The 16,887-nt window shown below is 64.8% G+C and carries 14 protein-coding genes and 1 pseudogene; 5 read left to right on the forward strand and 10 right to left on the reverse strand.

The genetic code is table 11. The features are described 5' to 3' along the window. Positions 1-27 precede the first annotated feature (27 nt). Together ACZ5BO_RS04795 and ACZ5BO_RS04800 are read right to left on the reverse strand one after the other, a co-directional pair. Entirely contained in the window at positions 28-1,704 is a 1,677-nt protein-coding gene (locus ACZ5BO_RS04795; RefSeq protein ID WP_464698507.1) for a ShlB/FhaC/HecB family hemolysin secretion/activation protein, read from the reverse strand. A 191-nt stretch (positions 1,705-1,895) separates the two neighbouring features. Further along, positions 1,896-3,569, reverse strand: a complete 1,674-nt coding sequence (locus ACZ5BO_RS04800; protein ID WP_464698509.1) for a collagen-like triple helix repeat-containing protein — start codon at positions 3,567-3,569, stop codon at positions 1,896-1,898. A gap of 417 nt (positions 3,570-3,986) precedes the next feature. On the opposite strand from ACZ5BO_RS04800, the gene ACZ5BO_RS04805 reads away from it, so the two are divergent. Continuing rightward, complete coding sequence (locus ACZ5BO_RS04805) at positions 3,987-4,436, forward strand: DMT family transporter (RefSeq protein ID WP_025130597.1); 450 nt, start codon at positions 3,987-3,989, stop codon at positions 4,434-4,436. Positions 4,437-4,443: 7 nt separating this feature from the next. Here ACZ5BO_RS04805 and ACZ5BO_RS04810 read toward each other — a convergent pair whose 3' ends face one another. Beyond that, complete coding sequence (locus ACZ5BO_RS04810; RefSeq protein WP_464698511.1) at positions 4,444-5,298, reverse strand: MaoC/PaaZ C-terminal domain-containing protein; 855 nt, start codon at positions 5,296-5,298, stop codon at positions 4,444-4,446. 2 nt (positions 5,299-5,300) lie between these two features. Continuing rightward, the gene (locus ACZ5BO_RS04815; RefSeq protein ID WP_025130599.1) at positions 5,301-6,653 is read right to left on the reverse strand and encodes a 3-oxoacyl-ACP reductase; all 1,353 of its coding nucleotides are present in this window, start codon (positions 6,651-6,653) and stop codon (positions 5,301-5,303) included. Positions 6,654-6,786: 133 nt separating this feature from the next. Between ACZ5BO_RS04815 and ACZ5BO_RS04820 the strand changes: the two genes are divergently transcribed. After that, positions 6,787-8,064 (forward strand): acetyl-CoA C-acetyltransferase, encoded by a 1,278-nt coding sequence (locus tag ACZ5BO_RS04820; RefSeq protein ID WP_464698513.1) that lies wholly within the window; start codon positions 6,787-6,789, stop codon positions 8,062-8,064. Positions 8,065-8,146: 82 nt separating this feature from the next. Here the strand turns inward: ACZ5BO_RS04820 and ACZ5BO_RS04825 are convergent, their stop codons facing one another. Together ACZ5BO_RS04825 and ACZ5BO_RS04830 are read right to left on the reverse strand one after the other, a co-directional pair. Continuing rightward, positions 8,147-8,914, reverse strand: a complete 768-nt coding sequence (locus tag ACZ5BO_RS04825) for a methyl-accepting chemotaxis protein (protein WP_371261346.1) — start codon at positions 8,912-8,914, stop codon at positions 8,147-8,149. A gap of 90 nt (positions 8,915-9,004) precedes the next feature. After that, positions 9,005-10,093, reverse strand: a pseudogene (locus tag ACZ5BO_RS04830) (cache domain-containing protein); the annotation flags it as partial. Between the two features lie 454 nt (positions 10,094-10,547). Here ACZ5BO_RS04830 and ACZ5BO_RS04835 point away from each other — a divergent pair. Then, positions 10,548-11,444: a PA4780 family RIO1-like protein kinase gene (locus ACZ5BO_RS04835; RefSeq protein ID WP_025130602.1), complete on the forward strand. Its 897-nt coding sequence runs from the start codon at positions 10,548-10,550 to the stop codon at positions 11,442-11,444. A gap of 170 nt (positions 11,445-11,614) precedes the next feature. Here the strand turns inward: ACZ5BO_RS04835 and cueR are convergent, their stop codons facing one another. From cueR to ACZ5BO_RS04850, 3 genes are all read right to left on the reverse strand, one after another. Next, entirely contained in the window at positions 11,615-12,019 is a 405-nt protein-coding gene (cueR, locus tag ACZ5BO_RS04840) for a Cu(I)-responsive transcriptional regulator (RefSeq protein ID WP_025130603.1), read from the reverse strand. After that, positions 12,016-14,412 carry a heavy metal translocating P-type ATPase gene (locus tag ACZ5BO_RS04845; protein WP_464698516.1) on the reverse strand — a complete coding sequence of 799 codons (2,397 nt, stop codon included), beginning with the start codon at positions 14,410-14,412 and terminating at the stop codon, positions 12,016-12,018. Before ACZ5BO_RS04845 ends, cueR begins: the two co-directional genes overlap by 4 nt. Positions 14,413-14,569: 157 nt before the next feature. Next, positions 14,570-14,953 carry a hypothetical protein gene (locus ACZ5BO_RS04850; protein WP_025130605.1) on the reverse strand — a complete coding sequence of 128 codons (384 nt, stop codon included), beginning with the start codon at positions 14,951-14,953 and terminating at the stop codon, positions 14,570-14,572. Positions 14,954-15,098: 145 nt separating this feature from the next. Between ACZ5BO_RS04850 and ACZ5BO_RS04855 the strand changes: the two genes are divergently transcribed. Continuing rightward, the gene (locus ACZ5BO_RS04855) at positions 15,099-15,296 is read left to right on the forward strand and encodes a heavy-metal-associated domain-containing protein (protein WP_025130606.1); all 198 of its coding nucleotides are present in this window, start codon (positions 15,099-15,101) and stop codon (positions 15,294-15,296) included. Between the two features lie 93 nt (positions 15,297-15,389). After that, on the forward strand, positions 15,390-16,586 hold the full coding sequence (locus ACZ5BO_RS04860) for a multidrug effflux MFS transporter (protein ID WP_025130607.1): 1,197 nt from the start codon (positions 15,390-15,392) through the stop codon (positions 16,584-16,586). A 1-nt stretch (position 16,587) separates the two neighbouring features. On the opposite strand, the gene ACZ5BO_RS04865 is transcribed toward ACZ5BO_RS04860, so the two are convergent. Next, positions 16,588-16,764, reverse strand: coding sequence for a hypothetical protein (locus ACZ5BO_RS04865; RefSeq protein ID WP_177330305.1), 177 nt, complete (start codon positions 16,762-16,764; stop codon positions 16,588-16,590). Between the last annotated feature and the right edge of the window lie 123 nt (positions 16,765-16,887).

The following is a 16,887-nucleotide window of genomic DNA, read 5'->3' on the forward strand; positions in this document are numbered from 1 at the left end:
CAGCAGGCCTCATGCATGGGCTGTCGCTCAGAGTTGGTAGCTGAAGCTCAGGGTGTAGCGCGGCCGGCGGTTGTAGGTGTCCAGGGCTTCGTCGGACATGGCCTTGGCTGCTTCCAGGGCGATGTTGTAGTGCTTGGCGTCGCCGAAGCGCAAACCGAAGGCCGCGGAGGACAGGCTGCTGCCCTTGACCGGTAGCTGGTTGAACCAGGTCTTGGAGCGGTCGAACACCACGTAGGGTTGCAGCACCCGCACCCAGGGGCCTTCACGGTTGAAGCTGTAGTTCACTTCATAGGCCACGCCCCAGCCCTTGTCGCCGGTAGCCTGGTCATCGGGATAGCCGCGGGCGAAGTTCTGGCCGCCGAAACTCGCGCGTTCACTGTCGGGCAGGTTGTCCTGGCTCCAGTACAGGGCGCCGGACAGTACTCCTTGCCAGTTGTCGAAGAAACGGTTGCTTTGCACCCCGGCCAGACGCAGGCGGAAGAAGTCCAGGTCGTACAACGCGTTGTTGGTCTTGGCACCCATGCTGTCCAGGCCCCGGTACAGACCGGCGCTGAGGATCCGCAACTGGCGGGGGTCTGATTTGCTCCAGTCACTCTCCAGCGCCAAAGCGCGGATATCGGTTTTTTCTTCCAGGGTCAGCGGGGCGCTGGTGAGCTTGTAGCGGGTCTTGTCATTTACCGCATACAGACGCGTGCCGACGGTGAGCATTTCAGTGGGGGAGGCAATGAAGGGGTGGCTGACTCCGATGGAGGCGCGGTCGTTCTCGCGATGGGGTTCCAGTTCGAGGCCGTTGTCCAGTTGCAGGTTGCTGTGGGGGTCGCTGCGGTAGCGCGCGCCACTGAGGGTCAACTGGGTCCCTTCCGACCCTAGCAACTGGCTGTAGTCGAGGCGGTAGTAGTGCTCCTTGTCCTTGCCAGGGGGGAACAGGCCGCTGAGGCTGAGCTGCTCGCCCCAGGCGGTTTGCGAGTTGCTGGTGATGCCCACCAGGGCCTGCAGCCCATTGCGGTTGTCGTCGGTGCTGTTGAGGGTGGTGGCGATGGACTTGCGGCTGGCCACGGCCACCAGGCGGGTTGCGCCGTCGGTGGTTCCGGGCGGGGGAACCACGGCCTGCAGGGTCACTCCGGGAACCCGGCTCATCAGGGTTGTGTAGCGTTCGAAGGTCTTGCGCGTCAGCGGTCGCTCGGCCTTGAGCTTGCTTACCAGCTTGTCCAGGTAGGCGGATACCGGACCGATGTCGCCCTGCAGTTGGTAGTCACGGATGTAGCCTTCCACCAGCACCACGCGCAGGGTGCCCTGGTCTAGATTCTGCTGCGGCATGAAGGCATAGGAGAGCAGGTAGCCGTCGTTCTGGTAGCGGCGAGTGATGCTGCGAGTGGCTTCGATCAGTTGGCCGAAGCTGGTCTCATGCCCGATCAGGGGCTGGTAGATCGCTGCCAGTTCTTCCAGGGGGTAGAGGGTGCCGCCTTCGATCTGTACCTGGCGCACCGTGACCTTGGTACCCATCATCAGCGGCTGCTGTCCCTGGGCGGGCCCGGGCTGGTCGGGCAGTTGCAGTTGCGGAGTTGCCGGGCGGTAGGCGTCTACCGGAAGGTTCGGCATCGGCAGGTTGTTGATACTGTCGTTGCTGTTGAGGAAGCGGGGAAGAGAGTCGGCAAAAGCGGAAGTGCAGCATCCAAGTAACAACAAGCCGGCCAACGTGCGCATAGGACACTCCATGGTCAATCTGCGGCGGTGCTAAACATCCTCATGCCAAGTGTCGCTCGGGGCTGGGCCCGGATCTGACACCGGGATGTCATGCTCTGGATAAACAAAAAGGCGAGAGACTCACTTGAATCTCTCGCCCTCAACCAAGCGTAGGCGCTGTAGGTGAGGCCGTCGAATCGGCCAGGTGCAAATTATTTTTTGCTGCCGCCCAGGGCGCCGGTCAAGCCACCCAGCACTCCACCCAGGCCGCCGCTGGCTCCGGCGGATGCGCTGCCGCTGGCACCGGCGCTGGCGCCGACACCCACACCCAGGCCACCGAGCAAGCCGCCGCTAGGGGCTGTGCCGCCGTTGACCAGGCCGCCGACCGAGGCCACGGTGCCGCCCACTGCGCCCAGGGTGCTACCCAGGGCAGTGCCTACCTGATTGGTGCCGGTGCTGCCGGCAACATTGCTGCCGACGTTGCTGACGGCGCCGCCGACCTGGCCCAGCAGGCCGCTGACCGGTGCGCCAAGACCTGTGGCTGCTCCCACTTGCTGGGTCAGACCGGTGACCGAGCTGGTCACTGGATTGAGCGCCGAACCCAGGCTGACGCCAACGCTGGCCAGGGGGGCGGAAACCACCAGGTTCGGGGTGCCGCTGCCGCCGAGGGCTCCGCCTACCGAGGCAATCAGACCGCCCGCGGCACTGCCGGTGACGCCGCCGGCACTGACGGTACCGTTGGTGTTGCCGGCGTTGAGGCCGTTGCTCAGGTTGGCCACGGCACCGCCGACGGTTTCCAGCAGGCCGTTGTTGCCGCCGATACCACCGATACCGCCGGTGCCACCGCTGCCTGTGCCGCTGCCACTTCCGGCGCTCACATAGCCGCCTGCGGCGCCCACTGCGGTGCTGCCATTGCTTAGGGCATTACCCAGCAGGCTGGTCACAGGGTTGCCGTTGCCGGTGCCACTGATTTTATCGCCGGTGCTGTCCACGGCCCCGGCCACGCCATTGAGCAAGCCTTTGACCGGAGTGCCCAGGCCAGTGGCGCTGCCGACATTGCCGGTCAAGCCTTCCGCCAGGCTCACCACCGGCACCAGTACCTGGTCGCCTACGCCATCGGTCAGGGTGCCCAGGGGGCCGCTGCTGGTGACGGTGCTCAGGGTATTGCCGAGCATGGTCACCCGAGCGCCGACGCCGCCGAGTACCGGTGCGACCTTGGTGACTACGCCGCCGACCACTGGAACGCTCTGGGTAGCGGTAGCCAGCTTGCCACTTAGATCAGTGACGCCGGTGCCCACGTCGCTGACCACATTGCCAACGGTGGCGGTGGTCTTGCTCAGGGCCTTGGGATCGGTGCCCAGCTTGCCGAGGCCGTCGGTCAAGCCATCGCCCACGGTGTCCACTACGTTGCCGGTGGTGTTGACGGCGCTTTGCACGACACCGCCGACCACTGGAACAGTCGACAGGGAGTTGCCCAGGTTGCTAACGCCTGTACCCACGCCGCTGACGGTGGTGCCCAGGTCAGATACCAGAGTGCTGGTGGTCAAGGTTGTGCCGGTGGTACCACCGCCAGTACCTCCAGTGCCGCCACCGGTCCCACCTCCAGTGCCACCCGTGCCGCCACCGGTCCCGCCCGTGCCACCGCCCGTACCACCACCTGTACCGCCAGTGCCGCCTCCAGTGCCACCTGTGCCACCACCCGTACCGCCAGTACCACCATCAGTGCCGCCGCCGGTTCCACCATCAGTTCCTCCTCCCGCGCTGGCAGGGGACGAGCTGCTGGAACTGCTCTTATGGCCGCCGCCACCGCCACTGCAGCCTGCCAGGCTGAGGGTCAGGATCAGGGCCAGTGCTGTACATGCTTTCCATCCGAATTGAGTTTTCATGAGAGATATTCCTTGCACCTGTTACAACGTTCGTTGTTTCGATAGCCCCCCAGTTCTTGTGCTGGAGATGCCTTCGTCCGTTGTCTACATAAAAGGCTCGGGAAAGAGTTTGAACAATTATGAGCTTGGTATTAATGACTTATTCTTGGGGAGGTTATTGCCCTACAAGTAGCTAGTAATAAAGTATTGGTTGATGGCTTTTGTTTTAAGAGATGCTTTTTAAATCAATATGTTGATTGTTTTTGTTGGGGCTGATGCAGGCCTGGTCAACTAAAGTTGTATATATACAATTGATGGGCTTTGCTCCTGGCGTTAACGGCCGGTTATAACTTTCTACCCGTCGACTAGTTTTGTTGAAAGACTTCCCGAACATGTCCTGATCTATACTGCACGACCGAAGTTTCCTTGGAGTTCATGATGCCGAGCCCTGTCTGGTGGCTGTTGTGCCTGCCATTTTTTGCCGGCGCCTTCCTGGCCCTGCAAGCCGGGATCAATGGCCAGTTGGCCAAGCAGGTTGGCAGTGTGCTGGCCGCTGCGTTGATTTCCTTCTTGGTTGGCACCGTAGCGTTGCTGGTGCTGGTGTTGCTGCAGCGCGAAATGCCGACACTGAGCGCCCTCAAGGAGCTGACCTGGTGGCATTGGTGCGGCGGTCTGCTAGGGGTGTTCTTTATCACCACCGCCGCTTTTGCCGGCCCCAGGATCGGTGCCTTGCTGTTCATGGCACTGGTGCTGGCTGGCCAACTGGGTATGGCCCTGGCCCTGGATCACTTCGGCTGGGTGGGGTTTCGCGAGGCGCCGGTCAGCCTCGGCAAGATTGCCGGATTGCTGCTGATCGTCGCGGGTGTGGTCTTGATCCGCAGGGGCTGAGGGCCTGTCAGGCGATTGGCTGCCAACCACCCAGCATGTGCTGCAGGTCGCCGTTGCCCATCAGTCGCAGTGCACCGCTTGAGCCGGCCGCGCTGGCTTGCAAGCGTACCTCGCCTGGCAACAGCACTGGCTTGATGAACTGCACGCGGATGTCCAGGTTCGCTGCCGGCAGGTGTTCGCTCAGCGCTGCCAGGGTGCGTGCCTTGTTCCACAGGCCGTGGGCGATGGCCTGGGGAAAGCCGAACAGTCGAGCACTCCAGGCGCTCAGGTGGATCGGGTTGTAGTCGCCGGAGACCTTGGCGTAGCGCCAGCCAATATCGCTTTCGGCCCGCCAGTGGCTCAGGTCATCAAGCCCTGCGGTCGAGAACGAGGGCGGCTGCGCAGGCTCTCCTGGCAGCTGGACGCCACGACAGAGCATCCGGCTTTGCGCCTCCCATAGCGGACCCAGCAGGTCGTCCACGGTTGTCACCAGGTCGAACACCGCGCCTTTGGCGTGAGGTTGCAGATTTTCCACATGGACGCCGACCCGCACACTGCTGACATTGCCCATGGGCCGCATCACCCGAATCCGGTTGGCCAGGTGAATCAGCCCCAATAGCGGAAAGGGAAAGTCCCGGGCAGTCAGCAGTTGCATCTGCAAGGGGAAGGCCAGCACGTGGGGGTAGGTGGCGGGCAGCAAGCCGTCGTCGGTGAAACCACAGACCTTGCGGTAAGCCAGCAGTTGCCTGGGGTCCAGGCTGATCCAGCAGCGCAGGCCCTGGTCGGGCAACTGCGTGCCGTTGATCCGCCGGCGCATGGCTGCCTTGAGATACAGCGGGGGCAGGGGCGAAGGAATATTCAGTTCGTGCCAGTGGTTTGTCATGTTCAGGCTCCCAGGACGCTCTGGCCGCAAACCCGCAGGGCTTGTCCGCTGACCGCGCCGCTGCCCGGCTGGGCAAGCCAGGCCACGGCCTCGGCGACATCCTGGGGCAAGCCGCCCTGGCCCAGGGAGCTCATGCGGCGCCCGGCTTCGCGCAGGGCGAAGGGCACTTTGGCGGTCATCTGGGTCTCGATGAACCCCGGTGCCACGGCGTTGATGCTGATGTCCCGGTCCTGCAGCTGCGGTGCCCAGGCCTGGGCCAGGCCGATCAAGCCGGCCTTGCTCGCAGCGTAGTTGGTCTGTCCGCGGTTGCCGGCGATGCCGCTGATGGAGGCCAGCAGAATCACCCGCCCGTGCTCATGCAGGCGGCCGCTGTCCAGCAGGGCCTGGGTCAGCACCTGGGGCGCATGGAGATTCACCGCCAGCACGGCGTCCCAGAATTCCGGGGTCATGTTGGCCAGGGTCTTGTCCCGGGTGATACCGGCGTTGTGCACCAGGATGTCGATGCCCTCAGGCAGTTGTTCGATCAATTGGCTGGGGGCGTCTTCGGCGCAGATGTCCAGGCTGATTGCACGCCCGCCGAGACGGGCGGCGAGGGCCTCGAGGTCGGCTTGGGCCGGGGGCACATCGAGCAGCAGCACCTGGGCGCCGTCCCGGGCCAGGGTCTCGGCGATGGCCGCGCCGATGCCCCGCGCGGCGCCGGTGACCAGGGCCTTGCGTCCGGCCAGTGGGCGGCTCCAGTCCCGGACCTGCGCGGTGCACGGCTGCAGGCGGATCACCTGCCCGGAGATGAAGGCGCTCTTGGGGGAGAGAAAGAACCGCAGGGCTCCTTCCAACTGGTCTTCGGCACCGGCTCCCACATACAGCAGTTGCAGGGTGGCACCGTCTCTCAGCTCCTTGGCCAGGGAACGACTGAAGCCCTCCAGGGCCCTTTGCGCGCTGGCAGCAAAGGGCGTCTCCTGGGTTTCCGGGGCGCGCCCGAGGATCACCAGGTGCGCGCTGGGCTCGAGGTTTCTCAGCAGCGGCTGGAAAAACTCGCGCAACTGTTTGAGCTGGTCGGTGTGCAGCAGCTCGCTGGCATCGAACACCACCGCCTTGAGCTTGGGGCCATGTCCGGGAATCCAGGGGGTGGCCAGGGCGGGTTCGATGCCATAGCTGTAGATCCCCTCCGTCAGCCGTGGGGCCAGGCTGCTGACCTGCTGGGCCAGGCGGCCACCGCCGATCAGCAAGGCGCCTTCGATGGGGCGCAGGCGGCCGGCCTGCCAGCGCTCCAGGCGTACCGGTGACGGCAGGCCAAGGGCCCCGACCAGGCGCTGGCCGATGGACGAGTTGGCGAAGTCGATATAACGGTCAGACATGGAACGCACTCCGAAGGCTGGGGTTCAAAGTGTGGACCATGAATGGCCCCGGGTCGTTCGATCAGCCAGATCCCTCCTACGCTAGTGGAGGAGGTACTCACCGTAGTCGCACTCACACAATAGGGAGCTTTCCATGACACAGCTGCGTCGCGTCGCGATCATCGGCGGTAACCGCATCCCCTTTGCCCGCTCCAATGGCCCCTACGCCACTGCGAGTAACCAGGCAATGCTCACCGCCGCCCTGGAGGGCCTGATCGAGCGCTACAACCTGCATGGCCTGCGGATCGGTGAAGTGGCGGCCGGGGCAGTCCTCAAGCACTCCCGGGATTTCAACCTGACCCGGGAATGCGTGCTGGGCTCGCGCTTGTCGCCCACCACCCCGGCCTACGACATCCAGCAGGCCTGCGGCACTGGCCTGGAGGCGGCGTTGCTGGTGGCCAACAAGATCGCCCTGGGGCAGATCGACTGCGGCATTGCCGGGGGCGTGGACACCACCTCGGATGCGCCGATCGGTGTCAATGAAGGGTTGCGCAAGATCCTGTTGCAGGCCAACCGGGCCAAGAGCACGGGCGACAAGCTCAAGACTCTGCTGCAACTGCGGCCTCATCACCTCAAGCCGGAGCTGCCGCGCAACGGCGAACCGCGCACCGGCCTGTCCATGGGCGAGCACTGCGAGCAGATGGCCAAGACCTGGAACATCCCCCGTACCGAGCAGGATCAGTTGGCCCTGCAAAGTCATCAGAACATGGCTGCCGCCTATGCCGAGGGCTGGCAGGATGACCTGCTCACGCCGTTCCTCGGCCTGACCCGGGACAACAACCTGCGCCCGGACCTGACCCTGGAAAAACTCGCCAGCCTCAAGCCGGCCTTCGACCGCAGTGGTAGCGGCACCCTGACCGCCGGCAACTCGACGCCGTTGACCGATGGCGCCTCCCTGGTGTTGCTGGGCAGTGAGCAATGGGCCAGGGAGCGCGGGTTGCCGATCCTCGCCTATCTGCGTGACGGCGAGGCCGCGGCGGTGGACTTCGTCAACGGCGCCGAAGGCCTGCTGATGGCGCCGGTGTACGCAGTGCCGCGCTTGCTGGCGCGCAATGGCCTGAGCCTGCAGGACTTCGACTACTACGAGATTCACGAAGCCTTCGCAGCCCAGGTGCTGTGCACCCTCAAGGCCTGGGAGGACCCCGAATACTGCAAGACCCGCCTGGGCCTCGACGCCCCCCTGGGCAGCATCGACCGGGCCCGGCTCAACGTCAAAGGCAGCTCCCTGGCGGCGGGGCATCCCTTTGCCGCCACCGGTGGGCGCATCGTTGCCAACCTGGCGAAGCTGCTGAGTGTGGCGGGGCAGGGCCGCGGGCTGATCTCGATCTGTGCGGCGGGCGGGCAAGGCGTTACGGCGATCATCGAGCGCTGAGGTTCGAGGCATTCGCCGGCCAGCGGCTCCTACACAGAAATGCCGATAATCCGTAGGAGCCGGCTTGCCGGCGAAAGCGTCATCAGGTCTTGAAGCGCCGCACCAGGCTGTCCAGTTCGTTGGACAGTCCGGCCAGGCTCTGGGAGTCCAGGCGCGCCGAGTTGGCCAGTTCCGCCACCAGTTGCGCATCGCCATGGATCTGGCTGATGTGCCGATTGATGTCTTCCGCCACCTGGTGCTGCTCTTCCGCAGCCGTGGCGATCTGGGTGTTCATGTCGCGGATCACGTCCACCGATTCGCGGATCTGCCCGAAGCTGTTGCGTGCCAGGCCGATGCGGCTCACCGATTGCTGGGACACTTCCAGGCTGGCATGCATCTGCTGCGTCACGGCGCTGGTGCGCTTGGCCAGGTTGCCGAGCAAACCGTCGATCTCGGCAGTGGAGTCGGCCGTGCGCTTGGCCAGGGCCCGCACTTCGTCGGCGACCACGGCGAAGCCGCGTCCTTGCTCGCCGGCCCGGGCCGCTTCGATGGCGGCGTTGAGGGCCAGCAGGTTGGTCTGCTCGGCGATCGAGCGGATGGTGCCGAGGATCGACTGAATATCGTTGCTGTCGCGCTCCAGCTGTTGCATCGACTGCGCCGACTGTTCGATTTCCTGGCTCAGGCGGTCGACGCTGTGCACGGCGTCGTCGATCTGCTGCTGGCCTTCCCGGGCCTGGCGCTGGCCACTGTCGGCCGACTCGGCGGCCTGGCTGCAGGAGCGGGCCACCTCGTTGGCGGTGGCGACCATTTCATGGAACGCGGTGGACACCATGTCCACGGCTTCGCGCTGGCGCCCGGCGGCCTCGGCCATGTCGTTGGAGACCTGGGTCGAGGAATGGGAGGTGGCGAGGATCTTCTGCGCTGCCTGACCGATGTTCTGGATCAGGTTGCGAATGGCCGCGAGGAACTGGTTGAACCAGCTGGCCAGTTGCGCGGTTTCATCGCTGCCGCGGATATTCAGGTCCCGGGTCAGGTCGCCTTCACCCTGGGCGATGCCTTCCAGGCCGCTGGCGACGCTGCGGATCGGGCGCACGATCAGGCTGGCGAAACTGGCCCCGACCACCGCGAACACCAGCGCCAGGACCCCGGCAATGATGCCGATGATCCAGGTCAGCTGGGTGGCCGAGCCCATGACTTCGCTCTGCTTGATCAGGCCGATGAAGGTCCAGCCCAACTGCTCCGAGGGCCAGACGTTGGCCATGTAGTGCTCGCCGTTGATCTCCACGTTCACCAGGCCCTTGCCGGCCTTGGCCAGTTGCGCGTAACCGTCGCCGAGGCTGTCCAGGGTCTTGAAGTTGTGTTCCGGTTGCTTGGGGTCCACCAGCACCGTGCCGTTGTTCTCCATCAGCATCAGGTAGCCGGATTCGCCGAGCTTGATCTGCTTGACGATCTCGGTGAGCTGCTTGAGGGTCACGTCGATGCTCACTACGCCGCCGGGGCTGCCCAGCTTGTTGGCCACGGTGCGCACGGTGCTGACATAGGTTGCGTTGTCGGTGGCCCAATAGTAGGCCGCGGTACGAAACGACTTGCCCGGGTTGGCCATGGCCGCCTTGTACCAGGGGCGCTGGCGCGGGTCGTAGTTGTTGAGCTTGGGATCATCCGGCCAGGACACGTAGCCGCCGGCCTGGGTGCCGATGATCGCGTAGGCGTAGGCCGGATGGCTGGTGCCCAGGCGCTCCAGCAAGGCAAATACCTGCTTGTCCATCTCGCCCTGGGGGATCTGCTCGGCATCGGCGCTGCCGTAGTTCTTCAGGCTGGCGTCAGTGTTGGCGATCAGGGGTTGGGAGGCCAGGTAGTCGACGTTCTGGCTGATGCCATCGAAGAAGATCTGCATGGCATTGCTGACCTGGCGAATCTCCCGGCCACTGTTGTCGACGAAGCTGTCCCTGGCATCGCTGCGCAGGTTCATTACCACCAGTGTGGCGACCAGCACCACGGGCAGGCAGGCGATGACGGCGAAGGCCCAGGTGAGTTTCTGCTTGATGTTCATCCGCGCTCCTAATTTTTGTATGACCACGAAGTGCTGGCGACTCGCGGATTATGGGCAGCTTGAAAGATGGCGCTGATTGCAGTCCCTGAGAACGAGGCCGAGCAGGCGAGGATCGAACCTTGGCCGGTTGCTGGCGTCTTTATTGGATTGTCGGACAAACTCCCTCTGTCTCTGATGACTTCGGCGGGTGCGGCGGAATGTTGAGCCGCCCGGAGAAAAAACCTTGCCGAGGGAGTCGAGGGCGGGCCTCGGGCGGCGGCAAACTTGCTGCCTTGGCCGGGGCTTGCAGGCTGGAGTCTCGGCTATGATCTTCGGCGGTGTCGATGGATTGATCTGGCACATTGAGTGCATTGCTGTCGTTCGGTGGTCGGCAGCCCTTTCCCGTCGTGGGAGGATTGCCGTATAACGAGTGACTTTCGCGTGTTTGGTAACAAGGGACCCACAATAAAAGCTGATGAAGACTCCAAAACGCATTGAACCGCTGATCGAAGACGGTCTGGTAGACGAGGTGCTGCGCCCACTCATGAGTGGTAAAGAGGCAGCTGTGTATGTGGTGCGCTGCGGCAACGAGCTACGTTGCGCCAAGGTCTACAAGGAGGCGAACAAACGCAGTTTCCGTCAGGCGGCGGAGTACCAGGAGGGCCGCAAGGTCCGCAACAGTCGCCAGGCACGGGCCATGGCCAAGGGGTCCAAATTTGGCCGCAAGGAAACCGAGGACGCCTGGCAGAACGCCGAAGTGGCGGCCCTGTTTCGTTTGGCCAATGCCGGGGTCCGGGTACCCAAGCCGTTCGACTTCCTCGAAGGCGTGCTGCTCATGGAGCTGGTGTCCGACGAGTACGGCGATGCCGCGCCGCGGCTGAACGATGTGGTGCTGGACGCGGAGCAGGCCCGTGAATATCACGCCTTCCTGATTTCCCAGATCGTGCTGATGTTGTGTACCGGACTGGTGCACGGTGACCTGTCCGAGTTCAACGTGCTGCTGGGCCCCGACGGCCCGGTGATCATCGACCTGCCCCAGGCGGTGGATGCGGCCGGCAACAACCACGCGTTCAGCATGCTTGAGCGTGACGTCGGCAACATGGCTTCCTACTTCGGGCGTTTCGCCCCGGAGCTCAAGCGCACTCGTTATGCCAAGGAAATGTGGGCCTTGTACGAGGCTGGCACCTTGCACCCGGGGAGCGTGCTGAGCGGCGAATTCGATGACCCTGAAGAGCTGGCGGATGTCGGCAGCGTGATCCGCGAGATCGAGGCTGCGCGTCTGGACGACGAGCGCCGCCGGGCATTGCGTGCGGCTGACGAAGTGCCGCCAGGCAAAGCCGAAGAACCACCGCCTCCGCCCTGGATGCAGTGAGCATGAAAAATCCGGCCTTGGCCGGATTTTTTATGCGCTGAAACTTTCCCGCGGCGGGGCCCTGAGGCCCCGCGCCGCGCTGCCGCAGAGCGCCCCAAGGCCCTGCAGGCAACGGCCGCAGCGAGGCTGGTGCCCGGGCCTGCAGCACGCCCGCCGGGCCCCGGGCATGTTCAGGAGTGGCAGCAACTGCCGGAGGCCAGTTCCTTGAGGATCGGGCAGTCCGGACGGTGGTCGCCCTGGCAGTGTTCCACCAGGTCCTGCAGGGTGTCGCGCAGGCCGGCCAGTTCGCGGATCTTGCGGTTCAGTTCATCGATGTGCTGGCGCGCCAGGGCTTTCACATCAGCGCTGGCCCGCTGGCGGTCCTGCCACAGGGTCAGCAGCTTGCCGACCTCTTCCAGGGAGAACCCCAGGTCCCGGGAGCGCTTGATGAACGCCAGGCTGTGCAGGTCGTCGTCGCCGTACAGGCGATAGCCGCTGTCGCTGCGGTGCGCCGGCTTGAGCAGGCCGATGGACTCGTAGTAACGGATCATCTTGGCGCTCAGGCCGCTCTTTCGGGCTGCTTGGCCGATGTTCATTCGGCGTTCTCCAGGTCTTTGGGCTTCCAGGTTTTCAACAGTAGCGCATTGCTCACCACGCTGACGCTGGACAGGGCCATGGCGGCCCCGGCCAGTACCGGGTTGAGCAGGCCGAAGGCCGCCAGCGGAATGCCGATCAGGTTGTAGACGAAGGCCCAGAACAGGTTCTGGCGGATTTTTGCGTAGGTCTTGCGGCTGATCTCCAGGGCGGCCGGGATCAACCGCGGGTCGCCGCGCATCAGGGTGATACCGGCTGCGTGCATGGCAACGTCGGTGCCACCGCCCATGGCGATGCCGATGTCCGCTGCGGCCAGCGCCGGGGCATCGTTGATGCCGTCGCCGACCATCGCCACCACCCCGGTCTTCTTCAGCTCGGTCACGGTCGCGGCCTTGTCCGCCGGCAGCACCTCGGCATGCACGTCGGTAATGCCCAGGGCCTCGGCCACCACCTTGGCGCTGCCGCGGTTGTCACCGGTCAGCAGGTGGCTGCTGATGTGTCGTGCGCTAAGTTGTTGCACCGCCTGCAGGGCGCCCGGCTTGAGGGTATCGCCAAAGGCGAACAGGCCCAGCACCCGGGGTTGCGGGCTCTGTTCGATCAGCCAGGACAGGGTCCGGCCTTCGTGCTCCCAGTCCTGGGCCGCTTGCGCCAGGTCGCCCGGGTTCAAGCCGCTTTCTTCCAGCAGGCGCCGGTTGCCCAGGGCCAGTTGGCGGCCGTCCAGGGTGCCGGCGATGCCGCGTCCGGTCAGGGACTGGCTGGCACTGACATCGGCCACCGGCAGTTGGCGTTCCTGGCACAGGTCCAGCACTGCCTTGGCCAGGGGGTGTTCACTGCCGCGCTGCAGGGCGCCGGCCTGTTGCAAGAGGGTGCCCTCGTCGCCTTCCACCGCTTGCAGGTGGGCAATGCGTGGCGTGCCCGAGGTCAGGGTGCCGGTCTTGTCGAAGACCACCGAGCTGACTTCATGGGCCCGCTCCAGGGCTTCGGCGTCCTTGATCAGGATGCCGTGGCGAGCGGCGACGCCGGTGCCGGCCATGATCGCGGTGGGCGTGGCCAGGCCCAGGGCGCAAGGACAGGCGATCACCAGCACTGCCACGGCATTGATCACCGCGGTTTCCAGCGGTGCGCCGTACAGCCACCAGCCCACCAGGGTAAACAACGCCAGTACCAGCACCGCCGGGACGAACACTTGGCTGACCTTGTCCACCAGCTTCTGGATCGGAGCCTTGCCGGCCTGGGCGTCTTCCACCAGGCGAATGATGCGTGCCAGGACGGTTTCCGCCCCCAGGGCCTGGGTCCGAACCAGCAGGCGCCCTTCGCCGTTGATGGCGCCACCGGTGACGGTGTCGCCGGGCTGCTTGGGCACCGGCAGGCTTTCACCACTGATCAGCGCCTCATCGGCGTGGCTCTGGCCTTCGATGACCGCGCCGTCCACCGGGAAGCGTTCACCGGGCTTTACCAGCACCAGGTCACCCAGGCGCAGGGCGCTGATGGCCACATCCTGCTCACGACCGTCGATCACCTGGATCGCCCGCTCGGGGCGCAGGGCCTCCAGGGCGCGGATGGCACTGGCGGTCTGGCGCTTGGCCCGGCTCTCCAGGTACTTGCCCAGCAGCACCAGGGCGATGACCACCGCTGAGGCTTCGAAGTACAGGTGCGGCATGCTGCCGACCGGGGCGGTGGCCCATTCGTACAGGCTCAGGCCGTAGCCGGCGCTGGTGCCCAGGGCCACCAGCAGGTCCATGTTGCCGCTGCCGGCGCGCACGGCCTTCCAGGCCGCCACGTAGAAGCGCGCACCGAAGATGAACTGCACCGGAGTGGCCAGGGCGAATTGGGCCCAGGCCGGGAGCATCCAGTGCAGGCCGAAGGGTTGCACCAGCATCGGCAGCACCAGGGGCAGGGCCAGGAGGATGGCCAGCACCAGGCTCCAGCGTTCACGGCGCAAGTGCTGCTGCGGGTCGTCGCTGCGAGCCTGTTCGGCCTGCCACAGGCTGGCGGAGTAGCCGGCCTTGGTCACGGCATTGATCAACTGCGCCGGATCGAGTTGGCCGAGCCCTTCGATGTGGGCCCGTTCGGTGGCCAGGTTGACGCTGGCGTTGCGGACCCCGGGCACTTTGTTCAAGGCCCGTTCGACGCGCCCGGCGCAGGTGGCGCAGGTCATGCCGCCGATGGTCAGTTCAAGGCTCTGCACCGGCACGCTGTAGCCGGCGTTTTCCACCGCTTCGAGCAAGGCGGGCAGACTGTCGCCTGGGGCTTCGACCCGAGCCTGCTCGGTGGCCAGGTTGACGCTGACGGCGCCGGTGCCGGCCACCTTGCCCAGGGCGCGCTCCACGCGCCCGGCGCAACTGGCGCAGGTCATGCCGGCAATCGGCAGGTCGAAGGTGATTGATTCAGGCATGGCTGGCACTCCCTGTAAATGTTGCCCACAGGATCAACCTTGCCACGCAGGCAAGGTCAAGGGGGCATTTTACAGGTGCTTCACTTTGTCCCAGGGGCGCTGCCAGGGAGGGCAGGGCTCGGGGGCAACGGGCTGGAAGCCTACAGGGCAGGGGGCGTCAGTATTCCAGGGCGGCCGGCTTGAGGTACATGCCCGATTGGCCCATGGCGATGCGGAACTTCAGCACGTCGCCAGCGCGCAGGCTGATGTCCTGGGAACCCGGGGCCAGCAGGCCTGGGTTGCAGCCCGGAGCCTGGCCCGGCAGCAGCTTCAGGCGCAGTGAGACTTTTCCCGGCGGCAGGTTGAAGGAGACGCTCTGTTCCTGGAACAGCCGGCCGGAGAGCTGGTCCTGGATGTACAGGCCGATCTCGCAGGAGGTGGCGACTTCCAGGCGCTCCCTGGAAATGATCAAGACCCCGTAGTCCTCTCCGGCGGCCAGTGCCGATGGCGCTGTCGCGAACAGGCCAAGGAGGCCGAGGAGGCTGAACGTTGACCAGCGCATGGCTGAATCTCCTGCTGTGATGTCGTAAGACGTGCAGCTTGGCCGAGCGCGGCGATGATTTCCAGCCCGGCAGATTGATCCGGAACTTGACCTTGCCATGGTGGCAAGGACAAGACTGCGCTCAACCCAATACAGGAGAAGCACGATGCAAGTATTCAATGTTCAAGGCATGTCCTGCGGCCACTGCGTGCGAGCCATCACCCAGGCACTGCAAAGCAAGGACCCGGCGGCCACCGTGCGGGTGGATCTGGCCGCCAAGGAAGTCGGGGTCGAGAGCCGTCTGTCCAGCGACGAAGTCATCAGCCTGATCAGCGAGGAAGGCTACGCGGTGCAGGTTGCCTGAGTCTTTTTAATAGTTAGCGACCTATCGGAATGTTCAAGGCGTCCAAGCGCGGCTAGACTGTCGCACCGCTGACCCGACGTTCGTTTGGATGCCATGAACCTCCGTACAATCCTGATTCTCGGCGCCCTGAGCGCGTTCGGCCCTCTGGCCATCGACTTCTACCTGCCGGCTTTCCCGTCGATGGCCCTGGCCTTCGGCACCGATGAAAAACACGTTCAGCTGACCCTGGCGGCCTATTTCCTCGGCCTGTCCATCGGCCAGCTGGCCTATGGCCCGGTGGCCGACCGTTTTGGCCGGCGCCTGCCGTTGCTGGTCGGGGTGGGGCTGTTCACCCTGGCATCCCTGGCCTGCGCCTACGCGCCCAACCTTGAATGGCTGATTGGCGCACGCTTCGTCCAGGCCCTGGGCGGTTGCGCCGGCATGGTGATTTCCCGGGCGGTGGTCAGCGATAAATGCGATGCGGTGGGTTCGGCCAAGGTGTTCTCCCAGCTGATGCTGGTGATGGGCCTGGCACCGATCCTGGCACCGATGCTCGGCGGCCTGCTGGTCAACCTCTACGGTTGGCAATCGATCTTCATCATGCTCACGGTGTTCAGCGCCCTGTCGGGATTGGCGGTGGCCCTGGGCCTGCCGGAAAGCATGCCGGCCACTCGCCCGCGCCTACCGTTGTCCGGAGCGTTGCGCCAATACGGCCTGTTGCTGGCGGACCGGGTGTTTCTCGGTCACGCCCTGACCGGCGGCATCGCCATCGCCGGGATGTTTTCCTACATCGCCGGTTCGCCCTTTGTCTTTATCAAGCTCTATGGCGTGCCGGCGGAGCATTTCGGCTGGTTCTTCGGGATCAATGCCGGTGGCTTCATCCTGGTCGCGCAGATCAATGCACGGCTGTTGGCCAAGCGTGGCCCGGCCTTCCTGCTGGCGCGCACCGTATGGATCTACCTGGCGGCCGGGCTGACCCTGCTGGGGATCAGCGCCTTGCACACCAGCGCGCTGTGGCCGCTGCTTCTGCCGCTGTTCGTGTGCATCGCGAGCCTGGGCTGCATCATTCCCAATGCCGCTGCCTGTGCCATGAATGGCCAGGGGGCACGGGCCGGCAGTGCCTCGGCGATGCTCGGTTGCCTGCAGTTCAGCGTGGCCGCGGGCGCGGCCTATCTGGTGGGTGTCCTGCACGATGGCAGCGCCATGCCGATGGCCATGGTCATCAGCCTGTGCGGTGTGCTGGCGGTGAGCATGGCGGTCATGACCCGGCGCTTGCAAAATGCCCGGGCGCTAAAGGCCGCCGAGCTCTGAGTCAGCCTGCGGCGCGCTGGCTCTGGGGAATCTGGTGGGGGGCTTGCAGACGGCTTTGCAGGGTCTGGGTGAAGGCCCGGGCCTCTGCTTCACTGCGGAATGTCACCACATGCTGGTCGAGGCGAACCTGCCATTGAGAGCCTTGGGGTTTTGCCAATTCTTTTATCAGGATCTTCATTGCTGACCTCCTAACGGTAAAAGACTGCGCTGCAAGGGACCCCAGTGTAGACCTGAATACGGTCACAAATATGACCGAAATCAACTCTCGGACTGACGGCAGCCGCCTCTTGTCAGCCAAGGG

The organism is Pseudomonas sp. FFPRI_1 (assembly GCF_055384485.1).

Coding starts and splice junctions, on each gene's coding strand:
- ACZ5BO_RS04795 (WP_464698507.1), bottom strand. CDS start 1,704: ATGCGCACGTTGGCCGGCTTGTTGTTACTTGGATGCTGCACTTCCGCT.
- ACZ5BO_RS04800 (WP_464698509.1), bottom strand. CDS start 3,569: ATGAAAACTCAATTCGGATGGAAAGCATGTACAGCACTGGCCCTGATC.
- ACZ5BO_RS04805 (WP_025130597.1), top strand. CDS start 3,987: ATGCCGAGCCCTGTCTGGTGGCTGTTGTGCCTGCCATTTTTTGCCGGC.
- ACZ5BO_RS04810 (WP_464698511.1), bottom strand. CDS start 5,298: ATGACAAACCACTGGCACGAACTGAATATTCCTTCGCCCCTGCCCCCG.
- ACZ5BO_RS04815 (WP_025130599.1), bottom strand. CDS start 6,653: ATGTCTGACCGTTATATCGACTTCGCCAACTCGTCCATCGGCCAGCGC.
- ACZ5BO_RS04820 (WP_464698513.1), top strand. CDS start 6,787: ATGACACAGCTGCGTCGCGTCGCGATCATCGGCGGTAACCGCATCCCC.
- ACZ5BO_RS04825 (WP_371261346.1), bottom strand. CDS start 8,914: ATGGCCGAGGCCGCCGGGCGCCAGCGCGAAGCCGTGGACATGGTGTCC.
- ACZ5BO_RS04835 (WP_025130602.1), top strand. CDS start 10,548: ATGAAGACTCCAAAACGCATTGAACCGCTGATCGAAGACGGTCTGGTA.
- cueR (WP_025130603.1), bottom strand. CDS start 12,019: ATGAACATCGGCCAAGCAGCCCGAAAGAGCGGCCTGAGCGCCAAGATG.
- ACZ5BO_RS04845 (WP_464698516.1), bottom strand. CDS start 14,412: ATGCCTGAATCAATCACCTTCGACCTGCCGATTGCCGGCATGACCTGC.
- ACZ5BO_RS04850 (WP_025130605.1), bottom strand. CDS start 14,953: ATGCGCTGGTCAACGTTCAGCCTCCTCGGCCTCCTTGGCCTGTTCGCG.
- ACZ5BO_RS04855 (WP_025130606.1), top strand. CDS start 15,099: ATGCAAGTATTCAATGTTCAAGGCATGTCCTGCGGCCACTGCGTGCGA.
- ACZ5BO_RS04860 (WP_025130607.1), top strand. CDS start 15,390: ATGAACCTCCGTACAATCCTGATTCTCGGCGCCCTGAGCGCGTTCGGC.
- ACZ5BO_RS04865 (WP_177330305.1), bottom strand. CDS start 16,764: ATGAAGATCCTGATAAAAGAATTGGCAAAACCCCAAGGCTCTCAATGG.